The following is a 25040-nucleotide window of genomic DNA, read 5'->3' as shown; positions in this document are numbered from 1 at the left end:
ATTCCCCGAAACTGATGCGTGGGCGGGACCCTAGCCGTCACATCGGCGTGCGCAATTGCTAAGGCGCGCAACCGAACGGCCATTCGCGCGTCAGGAATGGTGCAGGTAATTGGCGTAGGAGTTCAAAGCGTTGGCCCGCTCGCGAGGCATCCCTGCAGCTCGCAAGACTGATCCTCACTGGCCTCGCTTGCCCGACTCCCCCGCACATCCCACCTTCAGGCCATGAGCGACCGTCCGTCGGGCGCAGCGCCGCCGCGACTGGTCGCGGTGCTGGGCCCCACCAACACCGGCAAGACCCACCTCGCGGTCGAGCGGATGCTGGGTCACCACTCGGGGATGATCGGCCTGCCGCTGCGGCTGCTGGCCCGCGAGATCTACGACCGCATCGTCAAGCTGCGCGGCCCTCGCGCCGTGGCCCTGATCACCGGCGAGGAGAAGATCGTCCCGCCCCGGCCGCAGTATTTCGTCTGCACGGTCGAGGCGATGCCGCTGTCGGTCGAGGTCGAATTCCTGGCGGTGGACGAGATCCAGCTCTGCGCCGACCCCGAGCGCGGCCACGTCTTCACCCACCGCCTGCTGCATGCCCGCGGCACGCGCGAGACTATGCTGCTGGGCGCGGGGACCATGGCGCCGCTGGTCCGCCGCCTGCTGCCGCACGCTGAGATCCAGACCCGGGACCGGTTCAGCCGGCTGACCTACGCCGGCCCCAAGAAGGTCACCCGCCTGCCCAAGCGCAGCGCGGTGGTCGCCTTCAGCGCCGACCGGGTCTACGCCATCGCCGAACTGATCCGCCGGCAGCGTGGCGGAGCGGCCGTGGTGATGGGCTCGCTGTCCCCCCCCGCACGCGCAACGCCCAGGTCGCGCTCTACCAGTCGGGCGAGGTCGACTTCCTCGTGGCCACCGACGCGATCGGCATGGGCCTGAACATGGACGTCGACCACGTGGCTTTCGCCGGCCTGCGAAAGTTCGACGGCCAGCGCACCCGCTTCCTGCATCCCCAGGAGATCGGCCAAATCGCCGGCCGTGCGGGCCGCTACCAGAAAAAACGGCACGTTCGGCGTGACCGGCGAAGCCGAGGACATGGATCCCGACCTGGTCGAGGCGGTGGAGAACCATCACTTCGAACCCGTCGCCGGCGCCGAGTGGCGGAACTGGAAGCTCGACTTCTCGAACCTGCCCGCCCTGATCAGGTCATTGGCGCAGACGCCGGACCGCGAGGGGCTGAAGCTCGCCAAGGAGGCGCTGGACGAGACCACGCTGCGACAGCTGGCCGACGACCCCGACGTCGCCCGCCGCGCCCGCGACAAGACCAACCTGCTGCGGCTGTGGGACGTCTGCCAGACGCCCGACTTCCGCAAGACCGCGACCGACGAGCACGTCCGGCTGGTGAAGGACTTCTTCTTCCAGCTCACCGGCGGCCGGCGCCGGCTGTCCGAAGACTGGCTTGCGCGCCAATACGCGCACCTCGACCGCACCGACGGCGAGATCGACGCCCTCGCCCAGCGCCTCGCCAGCGTCCGCACCCTCGCCTACGTCGCCAACCGGCCCGATTGGCTGCACGACGCCGTCGGCTGGCAGGGCCGCACCCGCCAGCTGGAGGACAGGCTCTCCGATACCCTGCACGAGAAGCTGATGGCCCGGTTCGTGGACCGGCGGACCAGCGCGCTGATGCGGGCGCTCAACGTGCGCGAAGAGATGCTGGCGGGCGTCGGCGCGGACGGCGCCGTGACGGTGGAGGGCCACTATGTCGGCCGCCTGTCGGGCGTTCAGTTCGAGCCGGCCGAGGGCGAAAGCTTCCTCGAAACCAAAGCCCTGCGGGCTGCGGCGACCCACGCGGTCGGCCCTGAGATCGCCAAGCGCCTGGGCCGGCTCGCCGCCGACGATGAAACGGCCTTTCAGCTCAGCCCCGACGGCGTCGTCCTCTGGCGCGGCGAGGCGGCAGGGGTGGTCGCCGGCGGCCAGCCGTTCAGTCCGCGCGTCCGGCTGCTGGGCGAACTCGGCCACGAGGCCGCCCGCCAGCGCGCCCAGCGCCGGCTCGAGGCGTTCGTCGCCGCCGAGGCCGCACGGCGGCTGGAACCCCGCTGCGCAAGCTCGAGGCCGCGGTTGCGGAGGGCAAGGTGAAGGGCCTGGCGCGCGGCCTCGCCTATCGCCTGATCGAGGCCGGCGGCGTGCTGGATCGGGCCGAGGTGCGCGAGGAGACCCGTGCGCTGAGCCAGGTGGAACGCCGCGCGCTCCGCGGCCTGGGCGTCCGCATCGGCGCCTTTTCGCTGTTCATGCCCGGCCTGCTGAGACCCGAAGCCCGGGCGCTAGCGCAGGCGATCGCCGCCCGGGAGACGCCAGGCTGCAGCCCCGCCGCAGGCGCGGTCTCGAAGCTGCCGGACCAGGTCTCGCCGCGGACCCTCTCCGCCCACGGCCTTCGCGCCGTGCGCGGCCTGGCCGTACCCGTCGAACAGCTCGAGCGACTCGATGAGCTGTTGCGCTCCGGGGCCCGGCAGGGCGCGGGCGTCGTCCTGTCGGACCAGGCGCGGGAAGAGCTTGGCTGGAGCGCGGCCGAGACCGACGCCATCCTGCGTGGTCTGGGCTTCACGCCGGCGAACCGCCCCAGGGCGGGCGAGCCGACCGCCTGGCGTCGCCGCGCCGAGAAGCGCGCGGAGGCGACGGGGAAGCCCGCGGCGACGCATTCGCCATTCGCCGCGCTGGCGGCCCTGAAGGGCGAGCCGCCCCCGGCGCGCCGCCGTCGCCCTCGTCGCAGGAAGCGGGGCGCCGAAGCCAAGGCTGTGGCATGAGCGAGGACTCCTGTCGGGCGGACGTCTGGCTGTGGCGCGCCCGCTTCTTCAAGACCCGGTCGCTGGCGGCGAAGTTCATCGAAGAGGGGCGCGTGCGCGTCACCCGCCTGGGCCAGGAGAACCGCCTCGACAAGCCGGCCCGGCCGGTGAAGCTCGGCGACCAGTTGGTCTTCGCGCTGGGCGGGCGGCTGATCGCGGTGCAGGTGGAAGCGTTCGGCGAGCGTCGCGGACCGGCGGAGGAAGCGCGCACGCTCTATTCGCCCTTGCAGAATTCTTCGGAAGGCGAGAGCCGGTCCGCGCATTGACAACGGGGGCGCCGGACTTGGAAAACCCGCGCGCCCGAAGGGGGGCAGCCCGGAGTATCTGCACGCCATGACCTACATCGTGATGGATCCCTGCATCAAATGTAAGTTCATGGACTGCGTGGAGGTGTGCCCCGTCGACTGTTTCTACGAGGGCGAGAACTTCCTCGTCATCAATCCCGACGAGTGCATCGACTGCGGGGTCTGCGAGCCCGAGTGCCCGGTCGACGCCATCAAGCCGGACACGGAAGACGACGCCGACGGCAAGTGGCTGAAGATCAACTCCGAATACTCGCGCGTCTGGCCAAACATCACGGTCAAGGGCGAGCCGCCGGCCGACAAGGAGCAATACGAGCGCGAGACCGGCAAGTTCGAGAAGTACTTCTCGGAGAAGCCCGGCCGCGGCTCCTGAGCCCTACAGCGTCGGTTCCTGGGGCCCGCCGGCCCAAGCCTTTCATTCCGCTGAATTTTGTGATACTGTCATGGACGACGTGGCAGTGAGGCTTGCCCCCCTGGCCGTCTCAACACAGAACAGTCCTCCGGCGGTTCGCGCCGGCGGGACGAAGGGTGTCTTAAGAGGTCTACTTCCGCTCAAGAGTGACGACGCCGCCGCGATTTCCCTCGCGGAGCGGGTGGCTTTGTCCCTTGGCGGTTGCTCGCGTCGGCGTTCCGGCTCGCGCCCGGACAGATGGTTTTGAGAGGATTTTCTCGATGAGCAAGAACGGTCACGATTTCTCGGTTGGCGATCACGTCGTCTATCCCGCGCACGGCGTGGGCCAGGTGCAGGGGATCGAAACCCAGGAAGTCGCCGGTCTGAAGCTTGAGGTCTACGTCATCACCTTCGACCACGAGAAGATGACCCTGCGCGTGCCGACGGCGAAGGCGAAGACCGCCGGCCTGCGGTCGCTGGCCGACACCGGACTGGTGTCCAAGGCGCTGACGACCCTGAAGGGCCGCGCGCGGGTGAAGCGCACCATGTGGTCGCGCCGCGCTCAGGAGTATGAAGCCAAGATCAACTCCGGCGACCTGATCTCGATCGCCGAGGTGGTGCGCGACCTGCACCGCGCCGAGAACCAGCCCGAGCAGTCGTACTCGGAACGCCAGCTCTATGAATCCGCGCTGGACCGCATGGCCCGCGAGGTCGCCGCGATCGAGCGCATCGACCGCGAGGCGGCCATCGCCATGCTCAACAAGTCGCTGGTGAAGGCTCCGGCCGCCGCGGCCTGATCCCCCGCGACCCGATGTGGAGACGCCCGGCTCACGCCGGGCGTTTTCGTATGTAGGGCCGGGTTGCTGCGCCTCGGCCGGCAGCGACATCTTCCGCGCCGTTCACCGCGGCCCGCCGCGGTGGCTCAACCTCGGCTCGGGCTTCGCGCCGCGACCCGACGCCGTGAATGTCGACAGGCGCCCAGAGGTGGGGCCGGACGTCCTCTGGGACCTCAACAGGACGCCATGGCCCTGGCCCGCCGACTTCGCCGACCAGGTGCGCCTGCTCAAGACGTTGGAGTATCTCGGCCCGACGCCCGAGCGCCTGCAGGCCATCATGCGCGAGCTTTACCGGGTCTGCCGCGACGGGGCGACGGTCGCCACCAAGGCGACACATCCCCGGCACCAGCAGTTCCTCGACGATCCCGAGGTGGTCCGGCCGATCACGCCCGACGTCATGAAGCGGTTCGACGCCATGGCCCCACGGCGCTGGGACCTGACGCCCCTCGCCGAGGCGAACGACGTGGATTTCGAGGTCGTGGACGCGCAGGTCGTGCTGGCTGAGCCCTACCGCGGCAAGGTCTCGCGCGGAGAGCTCAGCCCTGAACAGGTGGCCGAGCTGCTAGAGACCCGCTTGGACGTCGCGGTCGAGCACCGGATCGAGCTCCGGGTCCACAAACCCCCACGGCCCGGCCGGGCCGTGGCGGTGCGCCGGCCGGCCGACATCGACACGGGGGACGTTGCGGGCGCCGAGGCCGACATTCCGCCTCGCCAGAGAGGCCACCTCGAACGTTGATCGCGCCGGAACGCCGCCGCGCCGCCAGGGGTTGTGACCAAGGGCGCCAGGAGGAATGCGATGGCCAAGGTCGAAGGACGACGCGAGGACGAAACGGCCGACCCGCGCAGCCAGCGACGAGGGCCCGAGAAGTTCAGCCTCATCGTGGTGGTCATCCTGGCCGTCATCGGAGTCGTCGGCCTGCTGGTGCTCGCCGGCCAGGGCGGCTAGCGCCGGCGGCTGGCGTCCGCGGGCGTCATGCCGTAAGACCCCGCCCGCGTGGCCCGGTAGCTCAGCCGGATAGAGCAGGGCTTTCCTAAAGCCAAGGTCGGGGGTTCGAGTCCCTCCCGGGTCGCCACGCGCCTGTCCTGTTGAGCGCGGGACTTAGGCGTCGCAGGAGCGGACGGCATGGGCCACATGAAAGCGGCCCGAGTGCGACAGCACGATCCAGTCGCCGCAGTGCGCGACGACGGGCCCTTCTGGAGTCCGCACCTGGACGGCGGCGGCCTCGGCCACGGCCTGGGCCTCGTCGCCCAGCCAGCTCCACAGCATCGCCCAGCTCCGCTGGTCGTGCGGCGGTGGCACGCGCAGAGCCGCGCCGTGGTCGAATGGGGGATGAGAACGGATCACTATGATGGGTCTCGAAGCTGCTGGCCCGACCCGGTGAGTCGGCGGTGCTTCGGTCACCAAGAGCTTAACCGGTCTGGTTAACGTCCGGCCGGTTCAGATGGGTGGCGCGTTCGCGGCGGTCTCAGCCGCCGCGTTCAGTTCGCGAGTTCGCCGGGCGTAGAGATCGGCCAGTTGGCCGCGGCTGTCGGCGGCGTTGCGGAGATCGCGCCACTCCGCCTGGGCGCGGTCGACGACCAGCGGATCGGCGCCGGCCTTCAGCGCCCGGTCATAGGCTTCCTTCATGCGCCGCTCCTGAACGCGCAACGTCGGGTTCGCGCACATCAGGCGTTCGGCCGGCGTCGGGCGCAGCCCGCAAGGTGACGCGGCGGCGGCCTTGCGCGGCGGAGCGGCCTTGGCGAGCCGCGCCGGCGGCGAGGCCGCAGTCGCTGGGGGCCGCGGCGGCGTCAGGACCGCAGGCGCGGCGGCTACAGCCACGGGCCGGGTCGTCGCCCCCTCCGGCGCAGGCGGCGCCGCCTCCACTTGCGCCTCGGCGGCAGTGAAGCCGGCGGCGTCGCGCATCAGCCGCCGCACCTCGGCGATGCGAACCTCCGGGTCGGCGCCGGGTAGGGCCGTCTGCACCAGCGCCACACGTCTTGCCTCGGCGTCGCCCGCCGGCTCGGCCACCGGGTCACGGACGGTGTCGGCGAACAGCCCGAAGGCCAGGCAGAAGTCGAGAATCCGCGGATCGCTCCGCAGCGAGGCCTCGCAACTCTCGGCGAACCGCGAAAGGCCACCGGCCCCGCTCTCGGCGTAGACTTGGCCGAAGTCGTTGTAGGCGCGCCGCACCTGCTCCGCATCGGCCGTGGGAGTGGCCGCGCGCGGCATCGCGGCCGGCGCGGTCTGAAGGGTCGGATTGTCGAAATAGGTCTGGCCGGGACTGCTCAGCCACCACCCCACGCCGCCTGCGACCGCCGTGGCGGCCACCAGCCCGACGATCAGCGGCGCCTTCGGGCGCGAGGGCGGCTCCGGCGGCGGAAGCTCGGCTTCCTGCCGCAGATCATCCCACCAGACGTCGTTGGCGGCCCCAGGCATGACTCACCCAACACGTAAGCACGGCGCAGGTTGCACCGTATTTTTGCGGAGTGGGTATGGGGTTTTCAGATTTGCAACAAAGGCCTTTACTGCATCAACGTTCCGATAACGCGGTTCTTGAACCGCGAGGGCCGATCGGCCGAAGGAGGTAAAATGTCCGAGACGTCTGTGAAGGCGCCGGATCCCATGGACATCGCCCTGGGCGCGGCCGTCAGGATCCGCCGTCGCACCATCGGCATGTCCCAGGAAGCGCTCGCCGACCAGTGCGGCGTGAGCTTCCAGCAGATCCAGAAGTACGAGAACGGCGCCAATCGCATCTCGTTCTCGCGGCTGGTGCTCATCGCCCGGGCGCTGAAGTGCCGGGTGACCGACCTGATGGACGTCTTCGACGGGCCCGACAAGGAGACGGCCCGTGACCTCGACCTGCTGACCCGGATGCGAACGCCCGGCGCGCTAGAGCTGCTGACGGCCTATGAACGGTTGCCGCCGGAAGCCCGCTCGTCGCTCGTGGGCCTTCTGCGCGCGTTGACCCCGGAGGCGACCGTCAAGCAGGTCGAAGCGGCCTGACCGCTGCGCCGCCGCGGGCTCAGTCCGCGGCCAGCGCCTTGTCGATCAGGGTGCGCGCCTCGTCACCCGCCCAGTCGGCCTCCCCGGCCACCCGGCCGATCTCGAGGCCGTCCTTGCCGTAGACGATCGTCGTCGGCGCCCCAGGGATCGGGGGCGTCGTCTTGAACGGCAGTTTCATCTCGCGGTCGTGGTAGAATTTCAGCGGGTCGTTGCGCGCGATGAACAGCTTCGCCTCGGCCCCGGCGCTCTCGGAATCGATGCTGACGGCGACCACCTCGACCGGCTTGCCCTTGTAGGCCGCCTGCAGCCGGGCGAGCGTCGGCATCTCGATCTTGCACGGCGCGCACCAGGTCGCCCAGACGTTCAGCACCACGACCTTGCCCTTGAAATCGGCGATCCGCGTCGGCCGTCCGGCCTCATTGTAGAAGACGTAGTCGGTGGCGGGCTGGCCGGCGTTCGCCACGTCCCACTTGCTCATCAGCGTCTTGCCCGCCGGCGCCTCGGCGGTGGGGCCGGTATTCACCGTCGGCGGCTCCGGCTTGGAGGAAGCCTGAGCGATGATGTAGAGAACCGCGGCGACGCCCAGCAGGGCTGCGCCCCAGAGGGCCCACGTCATGACGCCTCTGGGCCTGGTGGCCCCTGGACCTTCGCTCATATGACCGACGACTCCTCCAATGCGCCCGCCCGGAACCCTCCGGCTGGCCAAGGCCAGGCCATGTGGGGCGGGCGGTTCTCCGACAAGCCCGCCGAGCTGATGCAGGCGATCAACGTCTCCATCGGCTTCGACAAGCGGCTGGCGGCGCAGGACCTCGCCGGCTCCCGCGCGCACGCCGCGATGTTGCGCACCACGGGCGTCATTTCAAGCGAGGACGAAGCCGCCATCCAGCAGGGGCTGGCGACCATAGAGGCCGAGATCGCCGAAGGCGTCTTCCCGTTCCGCGACGAGTTCGAGGACATCCACATGAACGTGGAGGCCCGGCTGCGCGAGCTGATCGGCACGCCCGCCGGACGCCTGCACACCGCCCGCAGCCGTAACGATCAGGTGGCGCTGGACTTCCGCATGTGGGTCCGCGACGCCTGCGACCGCACCGTCGGACAACTTCGGGCGCTCCAGAACGCCTTGCTCGCCAAGGCCGAGGCCCACGCCGGCGACGTCATGCCGGGCTTCACCCACCTGCAGCCGGCCCAGCCGGTCACCTTCGGCCATCACCTGATGGCCTATGTGGAGATGTTCGGCCGCGACGCCTCGCGCTTCGCCGACGCCCGCGCACGGATGAACGAGTGCCCCCTGGGCGCTGCCGCGTTGGCGGGATCACCGTTCCCGATCGACCGGCGCCAGACGGCGCAGGCCCTGGGCTTCGACCGCCCGACCGCCAATTCGCTGGACAGCACCGCGGACCGCGACTTCGCCCTGGAGGCGCTGGCCGCCGGAGCGATCTGCGCCATCCACCTGTCGCGGCTGGCCGAGGAGATCGTGATCTGGATGACGCCGCAGTTCGGCTTCGTGAAGCTCTCCGACGCCTTCACGACCGGCTCGTCGATCATGCCGCAGAAGAAGAACCCGGACGCGGCCGAGCTCATCCGCGCCAAGGCCGGACGCCTGCTGGCCAGCTTCCAGCAGCTCGCCGTGGTCATGAAGGGCCTGCCGCTGACCTATTCGAAGGACATGCAGGAGGACAAGGTCCCCACCTTCGAGGCCTTCGACGCCCTCGAGCTCAGCCTCCGGGCCATGGCCGGAATGGTCTCCGACCTCGAGCCCAACATCGCCAACATGGCCAAGGCCGCCGGGTCAGGTTTCTCGACCGCCACCGACCTCGCCGACTGGCTGGTGCGGGAGCTCGGGCTGCCGTTCCGCGATGCACACCACGCGACCGGCGCCGCCGTGAAACGGGCCGAAGAGCTCGGCGTCGAGCTGTCGGGCCTGCCGCTCGACGAGCTCCGGAAGCTGAACCCGGACATCACCTCGGGCGTCTATGACGTGCTCACCGCCGAGGCTTCCGTCGCCAGCCGCAAGAGCTACGGTGGCACGTCGCCGGAGCAGGTCCGGGCCCAGATCAAGCGTTGGAAGGAAATCCTGGCATGAGCCGCAAAGTCCACATCGGCGCCGTCCTCGGCCCGGCCGTGATCATCCTGGCCGCGGTCGCCCTGGCCGGCTGCGGCAAGGTCGGCCAGCTCGAGCGCCCCGGCCCGCTGTTCGGCGCGGAGCGCAACACGACCAAGGACGCCGACGACGCCCAGCGCAAGCAGGACCCCAGCCGGCCGGTCGACACCGTGGATCCGCGCGACCGCAGCACCGATCCGGCCCCGCCGCGGACGCTTCCGATCGAGGGCACCTCGCCCAATCCGACCCGCACGGCGCCGCAGGGCGCGCTGCCCGACCCGTACGCCCAGCCGCGCCGATGAACCATTTCGAGCTCCGCGACGGCGAGCTCTTCTGCGAGGACGTGCCGCTGGCCCGCATCGCCGAGGCCGTCGGCACGCCCGTCTATGTCTATTCCTCGGCGACGCTCGCGCGGCACTTCACGGTCCTGCGCGAGGCGCTGGCCGAGGCAGGCGTCCGTGACCCGCTGATCGCCTTCGCGCTCAAGGCAAACCCGAACCTCGCCGTCGTTCGCACCCTGGCGAAGCTGGGCGCGGGCGCCGACGTCGTGTCGGAGGGCGAGGTGCGCCGGGCTCTGGCCGCGGGCGTGCCGCCCGAGCGCATCGTCTTCTCGGGGGTCGGCAAGACCGAGGGCGAGGTCGCCTTCGCCATCGAGGCCGGCGTCGCCGAAATCAACGTCGAATCCGAGCCCGAGCTGGAGCTGGTCAACCGGGTGGCCCAGCGGCTCGGCAAGCGCGCCGAGATCGCCATCCGCGTGAACCCGGACGTAGGCGCCGGCGGCCACGCGAAGATCTCGACGGGCAAGTCGGACAGCAAGTTCGGCGTCAGCTTCTCCGAGGCCGAGCGGCTCTACGCCAAGGCCTCGAACATGGCCGGCGTGCGGCCCGTCGGCGTCGCCTGCCACATCGGCAGCCAGATCACCGACCTCGCTCCCATGGAGGAGGCGTTCGGCAAGATGCGCGGTCTGGTCCAGCGGCTGCAGGCCGAGGGGATGCGGGTGGAGCGCCTCGACCTGGGCGGCGGTCTGGGCGTGCCCTATTTCAACCAGCCGGAGCCGCCCTCGCCTGCGGACTACGCCGCCATGATCGCGCGCTCCACCAAGGGGCTGGACGTGGGCCTCGCCTTCGAGCCCGGCCGGATGATCGCGGCCAACGCCGGCGTCCTCGTAGCCCAGGTGATCCACGTCCACGAGCGCGCCGAAGGCCGCCGGTTCCTCGTGCTGGACGCGGCCATGAACGACCTGCTGCGGCCGGCGATGTACGACGCCTACCACGACATCCGGCCCGTTCGCCTCCGCGACGGGGAGCTGGCCGCCTACGATGTCGTCGGCCCCATCTGCGAGACGGGGGACACCTTCACCCGCGACCGGGCCCTGCCGCCGCTGCACTCCGGCGACCTCGTGGCCTTTATGACCGCCGGCGCCTACGGCGCAGCGATGTCCAGCGAGTACAACTCGCGCCTGCTGGTTCCCGAGGTCCTGGTGAGGGGCGGCGAGTTCGCGGTTGTCCGTCCGCGTCCGAGCTACGAGGACATGCTGGCGCGCGAGGCTCCCGCGCCCTGGCTGGCGTGATTTCGGAAGCCGTCATCCCGGACGGCCGATAGGCCGATCCGGGACCCAGGCGGTTCTGCAGAGCGGCGGCCCCTGGGACCCGGCTCTCCGCTTCGCTGCGGCCCGGATGGCAATCGTGGGGCTAGTCCAGCGCCCCGACGTACGGCAGGCCGCGCATCTTCCCCGCCGCATCCATGCCGTAGCCGACGAGGAAGCGCGCCGGCGCCTTCCAGCCCACGAAGTCCGGCTGGATGGCGCGTTCGGCGGGCCAGGGCTTGGACGCGAACACCGCGGTCAGCACCTCGCTCGCGCCGGAGTCGCGCACCAGCCTTGCAGCTTCGGACAGCGACAGGCCGGTGTCGAAGACGTCGTCCACCACCAGCGCCTTGCGGCCGGCGATCGGTCTTTGCAGGTCGGCGCGCACCTCGCAGCGCCCGCTCGACTGGCGCTCGTCCTTGTACGAGGCGAGCCACAGCGCATCGAAGCGCACGAAGCGGCCCTGTCGCGCCAGCGCCCGCATCAGGTCCGCGCAGAACCACAGACCGCCGGTCAGCAGGCAGACGGCCACCGTCTCATCGTCGATCCGCGGCGCGATGGCGCGGGCGAGCGCCTCCACCCTTTCGGCGATTTCGGCCTCGGAAAGGAGCACGACGGGCGTCGGATCAGCCATGGTCGGCGGCGGCCTCGGAGTGTTCGGGCGCGGGCGTCGCGTCCAGCGGCTCTGGTCCCATTCGCGCGTCGACCTGCGCCGCGTCGGCGGGGGCGACGGCCGTCGGCGTCGGCGACGCCTCGAACACGATGTCGAGGCTGGCCGAGCCCGCTGGCGGATCGGCAATGGCGATGGCGAAATAGCGCGTTGCGCCGGGCGGCACATCGGCGTTCAGCGGCCGGGCGATCCTGGCCGCCACCGGCTTGCCCGAGCGATCCAGGATGCTGACGCGTAGCGGCGGCGCGGTCACGGTCTCGCTCCGCGTATTCCGGATAGCGCCGGTGATCGACAGCACCGGCCGTCCGCCCTGCAGGGTCGCAACCGAGCGCACGTCGCCGATGGTCAGGCCCAGGCGGTCCACGGGCAGGCCGACGGCGGCGAACACGCCACCGCTGGCGGGCGCCATCCGGACGATCTGGTCGCGGAACACCACGACGCCGGCCGCGGCGACCACCGTGGCCGCGAGCGCTGTCCAGGCAATGACGGCGCCGCGCTTCGACTTGGCCTTGGGCTTCGGCGGCGGCCGAGCGCTGCGGCGGCGCAGGGCGGGCTCCGGGGCCGGTTCGGCGACGATCTCCACGTCCTCCGGCGGAAGCTGGGCGGCTGGCGCCGGCTCGGCGACGATGTCGTCTTCGATGACGGGGGGTTCGGCGACGATCTCAGGTTCGGACGAGGCCGCCTCGGCCGGCGCTTCGCGCTCGGCCCGCCAGCGATTGCCGCACGACGAGCACTTCACCACCCGGCCTTCCGGCGGTATGCGCGCATCGTCCACGAAATAGCTGGTGGCGCAGTCTGGACAGGTCAGTATCATGACGCCGAATCGGACGCTCCAGCACCCTCACTCCGAGGTCGCCGATTTCGGCCCCCATGTCCAGAAAGCCGAATAACGCAGCGGCCCCAGAGGCCGCCGACGACATCGTACGTTTCGACGCCGTGTCCATGCGCTATGGCCGCGGGCCCGAGGTGCTGTCCGATCTGAATTTCGCCCTGCCGCGCGGCTCGTTCCACTTCGTCACCGGGCCGTCGGGCGCGGGCAAGAGCTCGCTGCTGAAGCTGATCTACCTGGCGGCCAAGCCCTCCGCCGGCGCCGTCCACCTGTTCGGCGAGGACACCCAGCGCCTTCACCCATCGCAGTTGCCGAAACTCCGGCAGCGGATCGGGGTGGTGTTCCAGGACCTGATCCTGCTCGACCACCTCTCGGCGTTCGACAACGCCGCCCTGCCGCTGCGCATCGCCGGGCACAAGCCCTCCGAGTACCGCAACGACGTCGCCGAACTGCTCGCCTGGGTGGGCCTGGGCAAGCGGATGCAGGCCCAGCCGCCGACGCTGGCCGGCGGCGAGAAGCAGCGGCTGGCCATCGCCCGCGCCGTCGTCAACCGCCCAGAGATCCTGCTCGCGGACGAGCCCACGGGCAACGTCGACCAGGAGATGGCGCTACGTATCTTCCGCCTGTTCGTCGAGCTCAACCGCCTGGGCACGACCATCGTCATCGCCACGCACGACCAGGACCTCGTCGCCCGCGCCAACAAGCCGGTGCTGAACCTCGAGCACGGCCGCATCACCGCCCTGGGGCCCCAAGGCCCTCGCCCGAGGGCCGACGATGAGTGAGCCGTTCGACGTCGCCCGCTGGCGGCCGGCGCCCTTCCTGCCGGAGAGGGACGCCCGCGACCCGGCGCTGATCTTCGTGGTGGCCGTGCTCTGCTTCCTGGCCTGCCTGACGGCGCTGGGGGTGATCGCCGCCGACCGCGCCGCCGGGGGCTGGGCCAATCAGCTCACCGGCGAGGCCACCGTCATCGTCCGCGCCCGCGGCGGCGAGACGCCCGACGCCGCGGCCGCCCGCGCTGCCGAGGTGCTGGCGGGTGTGCAGGGTGTCGCCGAGGCCCGCGCGCTGGAGCGCGAGAAGGCTTATGAGCTGGTCCGCCCGTGGCTGGGGGACTCCGCCGACCTGGAGGACCTGCCCGTCCCGCGCCTGGTGGCGGTGACCCTGGAACGCGAGCAGCCCGCGACCGCCGATCAGCTGAACGCGGCCCTCAGCGCCCAGGGCCTGGACACCGTCGTCGACGACCATTCGATCTGGATCAAGGACATCCGCCGCGCCGCCGGCGTGGTCCGCTGGACCGGCTCGGGCGTCTTCCTGCTGATCGCGCTGGCGGCCGCCGCCGTCGTCGCGTTCGCGACCCGCGCCGGCCTGGCCGCCCGCAAGGATGTCGTGGAGGTGCTCCATCTCACCGGCGCCGAGGACGGCTATATCGCGGCCCTTTTCCAGCTCCGCTTCGCCCGCATCGCGGCGGTCTCCGGGGCGCTCGGCGCGGCCGCCGCCGCGGCGCTCGGCGCGACCCTGAGGCTGATCGGCGGCGGCGAGGGGATCACGCCGGCCCTGCCGATCGCCTGGCTGGACCTGTTGGCGGTCCTGCCCTGCCCTCTCATCGCCGCTGCGGTCGCCGCGGTCGCCGCCCGCCTGACGGCGACGGCCTTGATCCGGACGCTCTGACGTGAAGTCGGTCGCCGCCTTCCTGGTCCTGGCGCTGATCTGGTTCGCCGGCCTCTTCGCGTTCGCCGCCCGCGTTCAGCAATCGACGCCGGCCCCGCTTCCGGACCCGGCCCAGGGGATCGTCGTGCTCACCGGCGCCGGCTCTAACGTGCGGCTCGCCGCAGCCATCGGCCTGCTCGAGGACGGCTACGGCCAGCGGGTGCTGGTCTCAGGCGTCAACCGCGAGGCCACGCGGGAGGACATCCGCAACGTGTCGCGGGCCGTGCGGAGGCTGTATGACTGCTGCGTCGACCTGGGCTTCAACGCCGCCGACACCGTCGGCAACGCCCGCGAGACCGCAGACTGGATGCAAGCCATGCGGTACGCCAGCCTGATCGTGGTCACCTCCGACTACCACATGCCCCGCGCCATGCTGGAGCTGAACGCCGTCTTCCATGGTTCGGGCGTGCGGCTGCAGACGTATGCGGCGCCCACGCCGTCGCTGAAGGCGAAGCGGTGGTGGCGCAACCCCGGCGCCCGCCCGCTTGATGGTGGTGGAATATTGCAAGTATCTGGCGATCCTAGCGCGCGAGGCGGTGCTGGGGCTTGGCCCCCGCCAAACCCCGCTCGGCCAGACCCCGCTGAGCGCCGCGCAACCGAAGGCCAATCCGTGATCGCCGTCCGCTCGCTCGTCTATGTGGCGCTGTTCTATCTCTGGACGGCGGTGATCGCCGTCTGCGCCACCCCGGTCCTGCTGGGGCCTCGCGACTGGACCTTCGCCATGTTCCACTTCTGGGGTCGCGGCGTCACCGCCATGCTGCCGATCTGCGGCATCCGGGTCGAGGTCCGCGGGCGCGAGTTCATCCCCGCCGGCCCCGCCCTGGTCGCCCCCAAGCACCAGTGCATGCTGGACGTTTTCGCCCAGTTCACCTGGCTGCCGCGCACCGCCTTCGTCATGAAGAAGGAACTCGCCTGGATCCCGTGGTTCGGCTGGTACGCGGCCAAGGCAGGCTGCATCGTCGTCGATCGCGAAGGCGGCTCCAGGACGATGCGTCAGGTCATCCGTGAGGGGAAAGAGCGCTTCGAGCGCGGTCAGCAGGTGGTGATCTTCCCGGAAGGCACCCGCAAGGCGCCGGGCGCCGAGCCCGACTACAAGCCGGGGATCGCCGCGCTGTACCGCGAGCTCGACGTGCCGGTCTGCCCCGTGGCCACGAACGCCGGCGTCCATTGGCCGGCCCACGGGTTCATCCGCAAGCCGGGGGTCATCGTGTTCGAATACCTCGAGCCGATCCCGCCGGGCCTCAAGCGGGCGGAGTTCATGCGCATCCTCGAGGAGCGGATCGAGACGCGGTCGGCGGAACTGAACGCGCTCTAGGCCGCCAGCTCGCGGGCCTCCACCAGGCCCAACAACCGCTCCATAGCCGCATCGCGCACGCCCTCTTCGCGGAGGTGCTCGACAAGGTCGCGGAGGTACTCGACGTTGCGGCCGGATAGGCCCCTGGCGCCGGAGATCAGTTCCGCCTGCCGCTCCACCGACAGGGCTCCCGCCCACTGCGGGTGGTGGACATCGGAGAGGAAGGTCAGCGCCTCGACCCGCCGCCCGTCGGCCAGCCGGACCGCGCGCCAGGCCTCGATGTAGGTCTCGGTCGGCTGCTCGCGTTCCTTGAGGTAGGCGTAGACCTCCGGCCAGTCGCCTCGGCCGACCTGATAGGCCACGCCGCGGGTTGCGCCGCCCGGCGCGAGGCCCAGCACCAGGCCCGGGCGCTCATAGGTGCCGCGATGGTGCACCGAATAGATGCAGAAGGCCCGACGCCGGCCGTGTAGTGTGGCCGCCCGCCGCGCCTGATAAGGGAAGCCCGGCCGCCACATCAGCGACCCGTAGCCGAAGACCCAACGCTCGTCCGCCATCCCGATCCAAGAAGCCAAAGCCGCCCTTCGACGCATGTCTCTGCACGATCTGCCCCCGCCCCGCAAACGCCGCCTCGGACTGGTGATCCCCTGGCTTCTGGCGATCCTCGTCGCCGTGGGGTGGACCGGCGGCTGGATCTGGCTGCGCGGCGAGGCCCGGGATCGGATGGACGAGAGCGTCGAGACGCTGCGCCAGGCGGGCTACGACATCTCCTGGAAGACGCGCGGCATCCGGGGCTATCCCTTCCGCCTTTCGGTCGTGCTGGAAGAGCCGCGCATCCGCGAACCCTCGGGCTGGGGCCTCGAGGCGCCGCGGCTCGAGGCCGACGCCCGCATCTCCTCGCCCAGCAGCTGGATCATCGCCGCGCCGCAGGGCCTCACCTTCGTGCGGCCCGTCGGCGGCCCCGTCCGCGTCGAGGGCAAGGTGATCCGCGCCAGCCTCACCCATCCCGCCGAGGTTCCGCCGCGGCTCTCGTTCGAGGGCGCGGACCTGAGGTTCCAGCCCGGCGCCGGAGCCCAGCCGTTCGGCCTCGAAACGGCGAAGAAGGTCGAATTCCACCTCCGCGGCAACAAGGAAGTGGACGAGGGCCTGGTCTCGTTCCGCGTCGACGAGGGCCGCGCGCGGCTCTCCGGCCTGCTCGGCCGCATCGCCGGCGAGCGGCCGGTCTCCATCGTGTGGAACGCGACCCTGACCCGGATCAGCGCCTTCAACGGCGAGACCTGGGCCGACGCCGTCCGTCGCTGGGTCTCGGCCGGCGGTCGTATGACCTTGCGGGAAGCGGGCGTCACGGCGGGCGAGGCCGTGCTCGGCGCGAACCGCGGAACGTTCACCGTCGGCCCCGACGGTCGCCTCTCCGGAGTGATGGACGTGACCCTGCGCCAGGGGCCGCGCGCCCTGGGCGCGATGGGCGAGACCGGCGTCATCCCGCAGGAGCGCGCCGACGCCGCGGCCGCGGTCGCCGCGGCCCGGGCGGGGACCGGCGACGTCGCCAACGCCACGCTCAACTTCCAGGCCGGCCAGACGACGCTCGGACCGGTCGCTCTCGGCCCGGCGCCCAAGGTCTACGAACTGCGCTAGGCTCCGCCCAAGGAACTTGGGGGGAATGCGACCATGGCCTCGCTTTACGAACGGCTCGTGCTGCCGAAGCTGCTGAAGTGCGCCTGCTCGGCGCCGCCGATCGCCAGGCAGCGCGCGAAGGTCGTACCCCAGGCGTCCGGCAAGGTGCTGGAACTCGGGATCGGCATGGGCCTGAACCTGGGCTTCTATGATGCGGCCAAGGTCGAAAGCGTCACCGGCGTCGATCCCGCCCCGGAGCTCCGCTCCATCGCCGAGGCCGCCCCGCGCGCCGAGGGGCTAAGCGTCAAGGTCGAGGACGGGACGGCCGAGGCCCTGCCCTTCGGCGACAAGACCTTCGATTGCGTCGTCTGCACCTTCACCCTCTGCTCGGTGCACAGCCCGGTGCAGGCGCTCGCCGAGGCCCGGCGGGTGCTCAAGCCCGGCGGCCGGTTCCTCTACTGCGAGCACGGCCTGGCGCCTGATCCAGGCGTCCAGGCCTGGCAGCGACGCATCGAGCCTGTCTGGAAGCGCATCGCCGGCGGTTGCCACCTGACGCGGCCGGTCACCGGCGCCATCGCCGCCGCGGGGTTCAGAATTCTCCGCAGCGACACCATGTACCTGCCCAGGACGCCCCGGCCGCTCGGCTGGAACGAGTGGGGCGAAGCGACAGCCTAAGCCCCCGACCCGAGAACATGGATTTGCGGTAATCTGCAGGATCTGCAGAATTCCTTACTTCATCTATCAGGTAAGCTGGCTGATTGTTGCACGAATGTGACACGTGAGCAGCAAAGACTTGCGCCTGAGAAAGCTCGGCCTTGAGCCTTCCACCGACGCTACATAGGTCCCGCGTCCCCCGGCTCTGCGCCGGCTGTTGATTGGGACTGACAATGAAAAAGAACCTCTTTGCCGCGGCCGCTGTCGTGGCCTTCCTCGGGTCGGCTGTGGCCGCCAACGCCCAGACCATCGGTCATGTGGGCGCCAACTATGCGAACACCAACGTCGACATCTCGGGCCTCGGCGACGCCGACTTCGACGTGTGGCAGGGCGAAGGCTCGGTGCGCTTCGACGCCGGCTCGCTCGGCGCGGCCATCAACGGCTCGATCACCGACTACGAGGGCGGCGACACCACCTTCGGCGTCACCGGCCACCTGAATACCGCCCTGACCGGCGGTCTGCTCGGCGGCTTCGCCGGCGTGGAAGCGGCGGACGACGTGACCTTCTGGGGCCTGGGCGTCGAAGGCCAGACCAACCTCGCCCCGAACACCACCCTGTATGGCCAGGCCGGCTACGGCACGGACGACGAGTCCGAGGCCGATCTGTGGGCCGTCCGCGGCGAGCTGCGCCACTACTTCACCGACCGCTTCAAGCTGCAGGGATCGTTGGGCTACGTGGCCGCCAAGGGCGACGACGCCTGGAACGCCGGCGTCGAGGCCGAGTACCAGATCGCCAATTCGCCGCTCAGCGTCCTGGCCGGCTACGACCGCTTCGACACCAAGGGCGTGGAGGCCGACACCTTCCGCGTCGGCGTCCGCTATACCTTCGGCGGCTCGATCCGCGAGCGTGACCAGTCGGGAGCGGCGCTGGGCTCGGTGGCCAAGCTCTTCGGCGCGGGCCTGATCCGTTAAGCGCGGCCGTCCAAGCTGAACTGGAACGCCCCCGGGACCCCACGCCCGGGGGCGTTTTCTTGGGCTCTAGCGGCCGCCGGCGACCACGAGGCCATCGGGGGGCGAAACCGGCCCTGGCCAGCTCGCGCTCGGCCTGGGTGAAGCCGTAGGCCGGGACGATCTCGCCCCCCCGGTCGGTCACCGCGTCCCAGCCCGCGGCTACGCGCTCGCCGACGCCGTCCGCCAGCCCCGGCATAGAAGCCGTCGGTCAGCGTCACGTGGGCCGCGGCGAAGTTCCCGGCGCCGGCGCACAGGATCGCCCGCGTCGGCGCATCCTCGACAACCAGGGCCAGCAGGCCGGGGCTCACCAGCGCCGGATCCAGCCGCCGCAGGCTCTCCTCAGACAGCACGCCCTCGGTCATCCCGGTCGCCGCGGTCGGGGCGAGGCTGTTCACCCGGATGTTGTGCTTGGCGCCTTCGATGGCGAGCGTCTGCATCAGGCCGACAAGCGCCATCTTCGCCGCCCCATAGTTGGCCTGGCCGAAGTTGCCATAGAGCCCGGACGAGGACGTGGTCATCACGATCCGGCCGTAGCCCTGCGCCCGCATAGGCTCCCAAACCGCCTTGCAGCAGATGGCCGCGCCGATCAGGTGCACGTCCACCACCAGCCGGAAGTCGTCCATCGTCATCTTGGCGAAGCTCTTGTCCCGCAGGATGCCGGCGTTGTTGACCAGGATATCGACGCGGCCCCACTCGGCCAGCGTCCGCTCGACCATGGCCGCCACCCCGGCCTCGTCCGTAACCGAGGCGGCGACGGCGATCGCGTCGCCGCCCGCCGCAGCAACCTCGGCAGCCACCTTGGCGGCGGCTTCCAGCGACAGATCGTTGACCACCACCTTGGCGCCCCTTGATGCGAGGTAGAGCGCGTGGGCGCGGCCCAGGCCGCCTCCCGATCCGGTGACGATAGCGATGCGGCCTTGCAGAGACATGCAGCTCCCCGTTGCGAGTTTTATTCACTCACACGCTAGCGAATATCCTGCCTGTCGTGAAGCTCCGGGTCGGCTCGGAGAGCCTAGCCGCGCGCGGCTTTCCGCTGTTCGCAGATCTCGAGGAACCCGGCCGCCATGAAGCGCGCCATGCGATGCTTGATGGCCGGGAAGTCGTCCGATTTGCACAGCCCGGCCGACAGCTTGTCGATCCGGCCTGTCCGGCCCAGCGTCACCATCAGCGCGCCGGTGACGAAGTGGTAGCCCCAGAAGATGTCCTCTTCCGAGGCGTCCGGCAGGGCCTTCTTCAGCAGCTCCACCAGCCGCAGCACGACCGGATCGAAGTGCTTGTCCATCAGCTCGGCGCCTTCGGTGGTGTTGGCCGCCTGGGCGCCGAGGGCGCCGTAGTTCTTCCAGCCCTCGCCGCCTTGGATGTAGAGGTCGAGGTCGGTGTCCAGGAAGGCGTGCAGCGCCCCCTCCACCGTGGGCTTGCCGGCGACCGAGGCCTCGTACTCGTCGAGCGCCTTCATGCGCAGTTCGCTGGTCACCGCCGCGCGCCTCGCGAACACGGCGTCGAACAGCTTCTTCTTGTCCTCGAAGTAGTAGTTCAGCAGCGTGTGGTGGACGCCGACGCGGTTGGCCACGTCCTTCAGCGTCACCCCATAGAGGCCGTGCCTGGCGAACAGGTGCTCGGCCGCGTCCAGGATCTGCTCCATCGACTCGGCGCGCTGCTCGGCCTTTTTCGACGCTCGCCGGGGTTTGGTGGTCTCGGGCACGAACCGTTCTTTCGGGCGCGCCGCAGGCAGCGTCAAGTCGCGGGACCCGCGCCGTACTCCGCCCGCAGCCGGAGCTTGTCGATCTTGCCCGTCGCCGCGAGCGGCATGCTCTCCAGACGAACAACCGCATCCGGAATCCACCAGTTGGCCACCTTGCCCTTGAGCGGGTCCAGCAGCATGGCGTCGCTCGCGCGCGGCTCGCGCAGCTCGACCAGCAGGATCGGCCGCTCGCCCCACTTCGGATCGCTCCGACCGATCACCGCGGCCAGCGACACCTCCGGCAAGGCGCTGACCACGGCCTCGATCTCGGCCGGGTTGATCCACTCGCCGCCCGACTTGATGAGGTCCTTGGCCCTGCCGGTGATCTGCAGGTTGCCCGCGTCGTCGATCTTGGCCAGGTCGCCCGTCGCGAACCAGCCGTCCTCGTCCACAGCCCTGGCGGTCTCGCCGAAATAGCGCTCCACCACCGCGGCCCCGCGGACGTGCAGGTGGCCCTCGGTGTTCCGCTGCTCAGGCAGCGGCCGGCCGTCCGGCATCGGCGACCCTGAGGTCCACGCCCACCGCCGGACGCCCGGACAGCGCCGCGTCCCGCGGCTCGTTCGGACCCGAGACCGTCCCGGAGGGCGACAGCTCGGTCATGCCCCAGCTGGTCTGAACGATCACGCCCAGACGCGCCTCCAGCCGGGCCATCAGCGCCGGCGGCATGGGCGCGCCCCCGACGATGATGCGCTTCAGGCTCGGGACCTGCGCGCCCTCGGCCTCGAGATGCTCCAGCAGGCCGAGCCACACCGTAGGCACGCCGACGGCTACCGTGACCTCTTCGGCCCGGATCAGCTTCGCCAGGCTCGCGCCGTCGGCGTTCCGGCCCGGCAGCACCAGCTTGGCCCCCACCGCGGGACAGGCGAACGGCAGGCCCCAGGCGTTGGCGTGGAACATCGGCACCACCGCCAGCACCGCATCCGCGCCCGACAGCGCCATGGTGTCCACCTGGAGCGCCCGCAGCGTGTGCAGGTAACTGGCCCGGTGGGTATAGGTCACGCCCTTCGGCGCGCCGGTCGTCCCCGACGTGAAGCAGAGACCGCAAGGCGCCGTCTCGTCGAAGCCGCCCCACCCGAAGCCGTCCGGAGCTTCGGCGATCAACGGCTCGAGCTCGATCGCCTTGCCGTCGGCCGGCCCGTCGATGACCAGCAGCTTCAGGCCCTGCGGCGTCCGTTCGGCGATCCGCCGGGCCAGCGGCAGCTGGTCGGCGCTGGCGATCAGGATGCCGGCCCCCGAGCGCTCGACCATTCGCGCCAGGTCGTTCGCGGTCAGCCGCAGGTTCAGGGTGTGGCAGACCGCGCCCATCCCCATGATGGCGTACCAGACCTCGACGTGCGCCTGGCTGTTCCAGGCGAGCGTGGCGACCTTCGCGCCGAGGCCGACGCCCATCTCCGCCAGCACCGCCGAGACCCGCCGGCTGCGCGCCATCAGTCCGGCATAGCCGATCCGCTCGATCGCCCCGTCGTCCCGGGCGGTCACCACTTCCGACGTCGGGCGCCACTTGGCGGCGTGCTCCAGGAACTTGTCGAGCGTCAGCGCGAAGGGCTGCATGGCTCCGTCGATCATCGGCGCTCCGGATACTCAGGCGGCAACACCGGCGAGACGACGCCGACATTCCAGTTCCAGGGGGTCTGCCCCTCCTCGCGGCGGCGGCGCACCACCGCCTCGTTCAGCTCGTACATGCCCGGCATCAGCCGGACGGCCGGGCGCGGCGCGTCTTCGAACGCCATGTACGCGCGGCCCTCGCCGTACGGCTTCCAGCCGCCGCCAGGCGCGCCGGTCTTCACGAAGTTCGCCCAGGCGCCCTGGATCGCCGCGTTCAGCCTGAGCTCGACGCTCGAAGTGGGCGGCTTCGGCCATCCCGCTGGCGTCCGATCCTGCGTGCCGAACACGTATGGGATCTCGGCGGCGTGGAAGGCGTGCAGGTCCAGCGCCTGCGCCGACGGCCAGCCGTGGTCGAACAGGTACAGGAAGCCCGGCTTGCCGAGCGCGGTCTGCTTGGCCACGAGCCGCTCGGCGGTCCAGCCGTAGAGCGCATCCCGGGTGGTCGCCAGCACGCTCTCCCCGAGGTCGCTCGGTGGGTAGAGGCGCAGGAAGTCGTCGGCGAGGTCGCGGTAGCGCTCGCGGATCGCGGCCTCGTAGGCCGCGGCGCCCGCGGGCTTCGGCGGCGCGAGGCGGCGCAGCGAGCGGATCTCGCCCTGGTTGAAGCCGGCCAGCACCGGCACGGGCGCCTGTTCACCGGCGTCGAACACCTCGACCGGCTGGCGCAGCACCTTGCCGTCCACGGTTCCCAGCGGGAAGAAGCCGGCCTTCGGGGCCTTGTCGATCAGTTCGGCCGCGTCCATGCCGCGCAGGGCGGCCAGGTCTGCCGCGCCCAGCTGCCCCGAGAGGCGCGCGCCGACCGCCTCTGCGGGCTCCAGCCCGTAGCGCCGCGTCTTAAGCTCGGGCGTCGAGATCATGTAGGCGCTCTGCAGGATCGCCTTGTCGAACAGCCCCTGCGCCAACGGCGAAGCCATCAGGTACATGACGCTCAGACCGCCGGCCGACTCGCCCGCAACGGTCACCTTGGCCGGGTCGCCGCCGAACGCGGCGATGTTGCGCTTCACCCAGGTGAGCGCCGCGATCTGGTCCAGGAGGCCGTAGTTGCCGGACACGCCGTCGGGGCTCTCCGCCGACAGCGCCGGGTGCGCCAGGTAGCCCAGCACGCCCAGCCGATAGTTGATCGAGACCACCACGATCCCGCGCTTCGCCAGCGCCGCGCCGTCGTACATGCTCTCGCGGCTGGAGCCGGTGGTCAGCGAGCCGCCGTGGATCCAGACCATGACGGGCGCGGCCTTGACGTCCTTTGGCCCCCAGATGTTCAGCGTCAGGCAGTCCTCGGATAGCTGCGGCAGCTCGCTGGAATAGAGCCCGCCAGGCGGCATGCGCGGCTGCAGGCAGGCGGGGCCGAAGTCCTTGGCCTCGCGCACGCCCGTCCAGGGCTCCAGCCTCGCCGGTGGGCGCCAGCGGCGCTGGCCGGTCGGCGCGGCGGCGTAGGGAATGCCCCTGAAGACGTTCAGCCCCCCGGACGCCTCACCGCGCACCGCGCCCGCGGGAGCCTCCACGACCGGCGCCGGTCGCGCCGCCGCAGCGGTCCCAAGCGCCAGCGCCAGCACCAGGCCGAGCCACGCCTTCATGCCAGGGTCTCTTCGCGCCGGAGCACCCGCGCCAGCGCCAGGAACAGGCCGACCGCCACCGCGTACATCGGCGTCAGCGCGTAGAAGGCCACCTGCAGCGAGTTCTGCGGATGGGCTGCCTTAACCGCATCGCTGACCGCGCCCACGAATGTCGGACCCACGCCCATGCCGATCAGGTTCATCACCAGCAGCAGCAGAGCGCCGGAAAGCACGCGCTGCTCCGGCCGCACCTCCTCCTGGACGAGGGCGACGGCTGACGAGAGGTAGAAGTAGTTCAGGAAGGTCGGGAACAGCAGGAACACGAGCGCCAGCGGCCAGGTCGGCGCCCACACGAACGCCAGGAAGGGCGCCACGGCGAGCGTCAGCGTCAGCGCCGGGATCAGCGCATAGGCGGCCTTGGTCCGCCGCGTATACCGGTCGATCACCCGCCCCGAGACGAAGATTCCGCCGCCCATGCCGACGGCCACCACCAGCGCGTACCACAGCGACACGTCGGGCAGGGTCATGCCCTTCTCGCGCATCAGGAACAGCGTCGTGAAGTTGCCGGCGCCGTAGGTGACGATCTGGGTCGCCGCGCTGGCCAGCGCGACCAGGATCAGCGTGGGCGTCGTGAAGAAGCTGCGTACGGTCGGCCAGAAGCCCGCCGGGACCGGCTTCTCCGCGACGCCCGCCGCCCGGTCCAGACCCCCGCGCTCGGGCTCCTTCACGCCGAACAGCACCACCAGCGCCGCGACGATGCCGACGGCCCCGATCAACAGGAAGGCCGCCCGCCAGCTGTATGCCGCCGCGATCGCCGCCCCGAACGCCACACCCAGGGCCTGGCCGATCGGCGGGCCGAGGTTGAAGAGGCTGAGCGCGGTCGCGCGCCGACCGGGCGGGAAGTAGTCGGTGATGATGGCGTAGGACGGCGGCACCCCGCCCGCCTCGCCGACGCCCACCGTCATCCGCGCCAGCACCAGTTGCGGATAGTTGGCCGCCAGGCCGCAGGCCATGGTCGCCGCGCTCCACAGCCCGCAGGCGAAGGCCAGCACGCGGACCCGGTTGGTGCGATCGGCCAGCCAGCCGACCGGGATCGAGATCAGGCAGTAGAACAGCGCGAAGTAGAGGCCGCTGATCAGGCCGAGCTGGCCGTCGGTGACGCCCAGGTCGTCCTGGATCGGCTTGGCCAGGATCGACAGCAGCTGCCGGTCCAGGAAGTTCAGCACGTAGACGAAACAGAGGATCGTCAGCACCCAGCCGCCGCCGTTCAGCGGCTGCACCTGGGGAGCGGCCGCGGCGGAAGCCCCTGGGGAGCCCGCCGCGGCCGTGGCGCGGGGAGGTTGCGCCAT

26 protein-coding genes, 1 tRNA gene and 3 pseudogenes are annotated in these 25040 nt (G+C 70.7%); 17 read left to right on the top strand and 13 right to left on the bottom strand.

Annotation, left to right across the window (positions count from 1 at the left end; genetic code table 11):
- The first annotated feature begins 222 nt into the window (after nucleotides 1-222).
- The 7 genes and pseudogenes from LRS10_RS11220 to LRS10_RS11190 all read left to right on the top strand — a co-directional run bounded on the left by LRS10_RS11220 (nucleotide 223) and on the right by LRS10_RS11190 (nucleotide 5427).
- A pseudogene (locus tag LRS10_RS11220) lies at nucleotides 223-2786 on the top strand (helicase-related protein).
- Nucleotides 2783-3091, top strand: a complete 309-nt coding sequence (locus LRS10_RS11215; protein WP_257837327.1) for an RNA-binding S4 domain-containing protein — start codon at nucleotides 2783-2785, stop codon at nucleotides 3089-3091. Before LRS10_RS11220 ends, LRS10_RS11215 begins: the two are co-directional and overlap by 4 nt.
- Nucleotides 3092-3158: 67 nt before the next feature.
- Entirely contained in the window at nucleotides 3159-3500 is a 342-nt protein-coding gene (gene fdxA, locus LRS10_RS11210) for a ferredoxin FdxA (RefSeq protein ID WP_257837326.1), read from the top strand.
- 299 nt (nucleotides 3501-3799) lie between these two features.
- Entirely contained in the window at nucleotides 3800-4315 is a 516-nt protein-coding gene (locus LRS10_RS11205) for a CarD family transcriptional regulator (RefSeq protein WP_257837325.1), read from the top strand.
- Between the two features lie 187 nt (nucleotides 4316-4502).
- The gene (locus LRS10_RS11200; protein ID WP_257837324.1) at nucleotides 4503-5090 is read left to right on the top strand and encodes a hypothetical protein; all 588 of its coding nucleotides are present in this window, start codon (nucleotides 4503-4505) and stop codon (nucleotides 5088-5090) included.
- Between the two features lie 60 nt (nucleotides 5091-5150).
- The gene (locus tag LRS10_RS11195) at nucleotides 5151-5300 is read left to right on the top strand and encodes a hypothetical protein (protein WP_257837323.1); all 150 of its coding nucleotides are present in this window, start codon (nucleotides 5151-5153) and stop codon (nucleotides 5298-5300) included.
- 50 nt (nucleotides 5301-5350) lie between these two features.
- Nucleotides 5351-5427: transfer RNA gene (locus LRS10_RS11190), tRNA-Arg, on the top strand.
- Between the two features lie 26 nt (nucleotides 5428-5453).
- Here LRS10_RS11190 and LRS10_RS11185 read toward each other — a convergent pair.
- Nucleotides 5454-5654: a hypothetical protein gene (locus tag LRS10_RS11185; RefSeq protein WP_257837322.1), complete on the bottom strand. Its 201-nt coding sequence runs from the start codon at nucleotides 5652-5654 to the stop codon at nucleotides 5454-5456.
- Between the two features lie 138 nt (nucleotides 5655-5792).
- Nucleotides 5793-6770, bottom strand: a complete 978-nt coding sequence (locus tag LRS10_RS11180; protein ID WP_257837321.1) for a hypothetical protein — start codon at nucleotides 6768-6770, stop codon at nucleotides 5793-5795.
- Nucleotides 6771-6923: 153 nt separating this feature from the next.
- Here LRS10_RS11180 and LRS10_RS11175 point away from each other — a divergent pair, with 153 nt between their 5' ends.
- Entirely contained in the window at nucleotides 6924-7337 is a 414-nt protein-coding gene (locus LRS10_RS11175; RefSeq protein ID WP_257837320.1) for a helix-turn-helix domain-containing protein, read from the top strand.
- Nucleotides 7338-7356: 19 nt separating this feature from the next.
- Here LRS10_RS11175 and LRS10_RS11170 read toward each other — a convergent pair whose 3' ends face one another.
- Nucleotides 7357-7953, bottom strand: a complete 597-nt coding sequence (locus tag LRS10_RS11170; protein WP_257837319.1) for a TlpA family protein disulfide reductase — start codon at nucleotides 7951-7953, stop codon at nucleotides 7357-7359.
- 39 nt (nucleotides 7954-7992) lie between these two features.
- Here LRS10_RS11170 and argH point away from each other — a divergent pair, with 39 nt between their 5' ends.
- From argH to lysA, 3 genes are read left to right on the top strand one after another with little or no spacing between them, the layout of a single operon-like run.
- Entirely contained in the window at nucleotides 7993-9420 is a 1428-nt protein-coding gene (gene argH, locus LRS10_RS11165; protein WP_257837318.1) for an argininosuccinate lyase, read from the top strand.
- Complete coding sequence (locus LRS10_RS11160) at nucleotides 9417-9740, top strand: hypothetical protein (protein ID WP_257837317.1); 324 nt, start codon at nucleotides 9417-9419, stop codon at nucleotides 9738-9740. Before argH ends, LRS10_RS11160 begins: the two co-directional genes overlap by 4 nt.
- Nucleotides 9737-11008, top strand: coding sequence for a diaminopimelate decarboxylase (gene lysA / locus LRS10_RS11155; protein ID WP_257837316.1), 1272 nt, complete (start codon nucleotides 9737-9739; stop codon nucleotides 11006-11008). Before LRS10_RS11160 ends, lysA begins: the two co-directional genes overlap by 4 nt.
- A 25-nt stretch (nucleotides 11009-11033) precedes the next feature.
- On the opposite strand, the pseudogene LRS10_RS11150 reads toward lysA, so the two are convergent.
- The 3 genes and pseudogenes from LRS10_RS11150 to LRS10_RS11140 form a co-directional block, all read right to left on the bottom strand.
- Nucleotides 11034-11120: pseudogene (locus LRS10_RS11150) on the bottom strand (hypothetical protein); the annotation flags it as partial.
- Between the two features lie 9 nt (nucleotides 11121-11129).
- Nucleotides 11130-11657: a phosphoribosyltransferase gene (locus LRS10_RS11145; RefSeq protein ID WP_257837315.1), complete on the bottom strand. Its 528-nt coding sequence runs from the start codon at nucleotides 11655-11657 to the stop codon at nucleotides 11130-11132.
- Nucleotides 11650-12507, bottom strand: coding sequence for a DUF3426 domain-containing protein (locus tag LRS10_RS11140; protein WP_257837314.1), 858 nt, complete (start codon nucleotides 12505-12507; stop codon nucleotides 11650-11652). Before LRS10_RS11140 ends, LRS10_RS11145 begins: the two co-directional genes overlap by 8 nt.
- A gap of 56 nt (nucleotides 12508-12563) precedes the next feature.
- On the opposite strand from LRS10_RS11140, the gene ftsE reads away from it, so the two are divergent.
- From ftsE to LRS10_RS24475, 3 genes are read left to right on the top strand one after another with little or no spacing between them, the layout of a single operon-like run.
- On the top strand, nucleotides 12564-13304 hold the full coding sequence (gene ftsE / locus LRS10_RS11135; protein ID WP_257837313.1) for a cell division ATP-binding protein FtsE: 741 nt from the start codon (nucleotides 12564-12566) through the stop codon (nucleotides 13302-13304).
- Entirely contained in the window at nucleotides 13297-14187 is an 891-nt protein-coding gene (locus tag LRS10_RS11130; RefSeq protein WP_257837312.1) for an ABC transporter permease, read from the top strand. Before ftsE ends, LRS10_RS11130 begins: the two co-directional genes overlap by 8 nt.
- Before the next feature lies 1 nt (nucleotide 14188).
- On the top strand, nucleotides 14189-15541 hold the full coding sequence (locus tag LRS10_RS24475; RefSeq protein ID WP_308237953.1) for a 1-acyl-sn-glycerol-3-phosphate acyltransferase: 1353 nt from the start codon (nucleotides 14189-14191) through the stop codon (nucleotides 15539-15541).
- On the opposite strand, the gene LRS10_RS11115 is transcribed toward LRS10_RS24475, so the two are convergent.
- Nucleotides 15538-16074, bottom strand: coding sequence for a gamma-glutamylcyclotransferase (locus LRS10_RS11115; RefSeq protein WP_257839139.1), 537 nt, complete (start codon nucleotides 16072-16074; stop codon nucleotides 15538-15540). The two genes, LRS10_RS24475 and LRS10_RS11115, sit on opposite strands and share 4 nt — an antisense overlap.
- 34 nt (nucleotides 16075-16108) lie before the next feature.
- On the opposite strand from LRS10_RS11115, the gene LRS10_RS11110 reads away from it, so the two are divergent.
- From LRS10_RS11110 to LRS10_RS11100, 3 genes are all read left to right on the top strand, one after another.
- Nucleotides 16109-17152: a DUF2125 domain-containing protein gene (locus LRS10_RS11110; protein ID WP_257837310.1), complete on the top strand. Its 1044-nt coding sequence runs from the start codon at nucleotides 16109-16111 to the stop codon at nucleotides 17150-17152.
- 33 nt (nucleotides 17153-17185) lie between these two features.
- On the top strand, nucleotides 17186-17806 hold the full coding sequence (locus LRS10_RS11105; protein WP_257837309.1) for a class I SAM-dependent methyltransferase: 621 nt from the start codon (nucleotides 17186-17188) through the stop codon (nucleotides 17804-17806).
- A gap of 212 nt (nucleotides 17807-18018) precedes the next feature.
- Nucleotides 18019-18756 carry an outer membrane beta-barrel protein gene (locus LRS10_RS11100; protein ID WP_257837308.1) on the top strand — a complete coding sequence of 246 codons (738 nt, stop codon included), beginning with the start codon at nucleotides 18019-18021 and terminating at the stop codon, nucleotides 18754-18756.
- Nucleotides 18757-18862: 106 nt separating this feature from the next.
- On the opposite strand, the pseudogene LRS10_RS11095 reads toward LRS10_RS11100, so the two are convergent.
- From LRS10_RS11095 to LRS10_RS11070, 6 genes and pseudogenes are all read right to left on the bottom strand, one after another.
- A pseudogene (locus LRS10_RS11095) lies at nucleotides 18863-19724 on the bottom strand (SDR family NAD(P)-dependent oxidoreductase); the annotation flags it as partial.
- Between the two features lie 83 nt (nucleotides 19725-19807).
- Nucleotides 19808-20497 carry a TetR/AcrR family transcriptional regulator gene (locus tag LRS10_RS11090; RefSeq protein ID WP_257837307.1) on the bottom strand — a complete coding sequence of 230 codons (690 nt, stop codon included), beginning with the start codon at nucleotides 20495-20497 and terminating at the stop codon, nucleotides 19808-19810.
- Nucleotides 20498-20529: 32 nt separating this feature from the next.
- Nucleotides 20530-21033: an AMP-binding protein gene (locus LRS10_RS11085; protein WP_257837306.1), complete on the bottom strand. Its 504-nt coding sequence runs from the start codon at nucleotides 21031-21033 to the stop codon at nucleotides 20530-20532.
- On the bottom strand, nucleotides 21008-22102 hold the full coding sequence (locus LRS10_RS11080; RefSeq protein WP_257837305.1) for an AMP-binding protein: 1095 nt from the start codon (nucleotides 22100-22102) through the stop codon (nucleotides 21008-21010). Before LRS10_RS11080 ends, LRS10_RS11085 begins: the two co-directional genes overlap by 26 nt.
- On the bottom strand, nucleotides 22099-23712 hold the full coding sequence (locus LRS10_RS11075; protein ID WP_257837304.1) for a carboxylesterase/lipase family protein: 1614 nt from the start codon (nucleotides 23710-23712) through the stop codon (nucleotides 22099-22101). Before LRS10_RS11075 ends, LRS10_RS11080 begins: the two co-directional genes overlap by 4 nt.
- On the bottom strand, nucleotides 23709-25040 hold the full coding sequence (locus tag LRS10_RS11070) for an MFS transporter (protein ID WP_257837303.1): 1332 nt from the start codon (nucleotides 25038-25040) through the stop codon (nucleotides 23709-23711). The genes LRS10_RS11075 and LRS10_RS11070 overlap by 4 nt, the downstream gene beginning before the upstream one ends.

The organism is Phenylobacterium sp. J426 (assembly GCF_024699945.1).
Lineage (GTDB): Bacteria > Pseudomonadota > Alphaproteobacteria > Caulobacterales > Caulobacteraceae > Phenylobacterium.
Note: the sequence above shows the minus strand (reverse complement) of the source record. Positions and strands in the feature narration are given on the sequence as shown.